This window comes from Pseudarthrobacter linnaei (assembly GCF_055412825.1).
Window position 1 is genome coordinate 1 of record NZ_JBVAYX010000062.1, and the last position, 2489, is coordinate 2489.

Genomic DNA, 2489 nt, shown 5'->3' on the forward strand with positions numbered 1-2489 from the left:
CACCTCGCGGTGCAGGAACTCGGGCAGCACTGTGCCGGGGCGCCGGGGGTCCTCGTCGGACACGCCCAGGTGGAGGTCGCTGAGGAGCCACCACCGGGCCGCGCGGCTCATGCGAGCAGTCCCAGCACGCGTGGCAGGAAGAGGAGCAGGTACATCGTCCACATGACGGCGACGACCCTGGGGCTCACCGTCAGGCCGAGGATCCTCGGGCGTGGGGGCTGCCCGGTGTCTGCTCCGGCGCGTCGGACCTCGAGCGCGACGAGGGTCACGAGCAGGACGGCAGTCGCGAGAAGTCCCGCCAGATCGATCATGATGCGGCCTCCTGCCGTGCGCGTGCCATGCACGCGAGGATGGTGATGACGCCCATCGTAACGACGCACGCCTGCCAGGACCACACAGCGAGGTAGAACATCGCGGTGGACACTGCCGTGAGCGTAGCGAGGCCGAGCGCCAGGACGAGCAGCGCGCCGAGCGCGAGGTCGGTCACCTGCGTGAGTCGGGCCAATGCCTGCCCCGGGAGCAGGACCAGGACCGCTATCGCGGCGACCGCCTGCAACGGTGTCGGCAGCCCGATGAGCGTCACCAGTGACAACGCGAGGGCCGCGAGACCGAGCACCACGGTGGGCCGGCTGACGCCGCCGCCGCTCATGGCGTCACCCGGTACACGCGTGCGTCAACGTTGCTGAACGCGAGCTCCACGCCGTCCTGCGCGCTCAGCCACTCCTCCAGCTCGTCGAAGCCGCGCGTGCTGCTGGAGCCCTGGAGCACGAGACTGGCCTCCGATGAGCGCGTGAGCAACACGACGGCACCGCCAGGGCTGTGTCGGGCGTAGTCGTACACGAGTGGGCCGCACGTCGCCGTCGACAAGTCAGACCGGCACATGTCATCGATCGTCCGGGCCCGGTGTTCGAGGTAGGCCTCGCTGCGCCACGGCGTCGGGTGGGCAGCCGAAATGATCGTCGAGCCGGGCGGCGCGAGGCGATGCACGGCGGCGACGGCGGCGATCTCATCGTCGGTGAAGACGTCATACTGGGCATTCCCGAACCGGCCCGTGACGGTCAGCACGGCCAGCAGGAAGCAGGTCAGCGCCAGGGCCCCCGCGGCCCGGAAGGAAGGGCGTGTGCTGCCGTCCGTGGGAAGCAGAACCGAGCACGCCTGCAAGGCGATGAAGGGCAACGCGAACAGCGAGACGCGGATAAGCATCTCCCCGCCGTACAACTGCGCCGGGAAGAGCAGCAGCGGGGTGACGGCCAGGAGGACCACCCTGATGTCCAGACGTCCCCTGCGCCAGTCCCGGACCGCCCCCGCCGCGGCAAGCGCCCACAGCACAAGGGTGAGAACAATCCGGACCTGCACCACGAGCACGTGCCCAGCGGTCCCGCTCAGGCGGTCGATGACATTCGCCTCGGTCGCGGCCTGCAGTCCTGCCTCCGCCAAAGGGGGGTTCCCGATGAGGTAGGCACTCGCGGGATAGACAAGCCAGAGCGTCAGCACAACTGCGGTGATCAGGGGCAACCGGCTGGGCCAGACACGCCCGCTCAGAGTCAGAGCGATGACGGCGATGAGCACCATGAACGGCGTCAACTGATGGCTCGCGGAGATGACCGTGATGAGCAACAGGGCCACCACCAGGGCACTCACCCGATGCCCCGGCCGGGACTCGGCGGGCGACCGCCCCCGCCACCACGCCACCAGGTCGGCGCGGTCGGCCGGCGACCGCCCCCGCCACCACGCCCCCAGACCGGCGCGCCGGTCACCGCGCAGAACGGGCACCCGCGCGGCCAACGGACCCACGAGCAGCGCGACCACGACAAGGTACAGGAAGAAGCCGAAGGCCTGCGGAGACAGGTAGTCCTGGTCCTGCCAGTTGCCGAGGCAGAAGATCCAGAGCACGAGCCAGCGCCGTCGCGGATCGCGCGTCAGGAAGCCCGTCAGCACGCCCAAAGCAACGAGCCACAGACCCATGTTGACCACCGGCGCCCACAGGGCAACGGCCACCGGATCAAGACCGGTCGCCCCGAGCACCGTCGCCAGCAAAGCAAAGAAACCCGGCCAGTTGAAGTACGCGTCGATGTCCGGATCGATCCCCGGGGCGCCCGCGAGGGCATCAGCGATACCGAGATGACGGAACGCAACCTCACCCCGCGGAACGTCCGCCACGAAAGCCGCGGTCCCGAAAAGCACGAGCACAAGCACCAGCAACAGCCACAGCATGACCGCCCGGCGCGCCGGGCCCGCGGCATCCCCCCGCAACGCCACGACAAACGCGACATTCAGAACCAGGACCCCCACCCAAAACGGGTAGGGCAGCACCCCGACGAGCCCCAAATCGCTGTTCACCGGCACCGCCACCGTGGAAGCAGCCCCCACGGCAAGCACCAACGACACGACCCCCGCCAGAGCGCACCACACCTCACGGGACTTCCAACGCACCCCGGTCCGGGGAGCCGCAACCAACGTGCCGGTCATCGCGCATCCCGCCTGACGCG

Annotated in this window: 3 protein-coding genes; all 3 read right to left on the reverse strand. The window is 69.4% G+C overall.

Features of this window, described 5'->3' with window-relative positions:
* Positions 1–107 precede the first annotated feature (107 nt).
* A complete protein-coding gene (locus ACZYZ3_RS20440) occupies positions 108–311 on the reverse strand; it encodes a hypothetical protein (RefSeq protein WP_463965591.1) in 204 nt (67 codons plus the stop codon).
* A complete protein-coding gene (locus ACZYZ3_RS20445) occupies positions 308–649 on the reverse strand; it encodes a hypothetical protein (protein ID WP_463965592.1) in 342 nt (113 codons plus the stop codon). Before ACZYZ3_RS20445 ends, ACZYZ3_RS20440 begins: the two co-directional genes overlap by 4 nt.
* Positions 646–2489, reverse strand: a 1844-nt coding sequence (locus tag ACZYZ3_RS20450; protein ID WP_463965593.1) for a hypothetical protein, incomplete at its 5' end; no start/stop codon positions are given. The genes ACZYZ3_RS20445 and ACZYZ3_RS20450, both read right to left, overlap by 4 nt.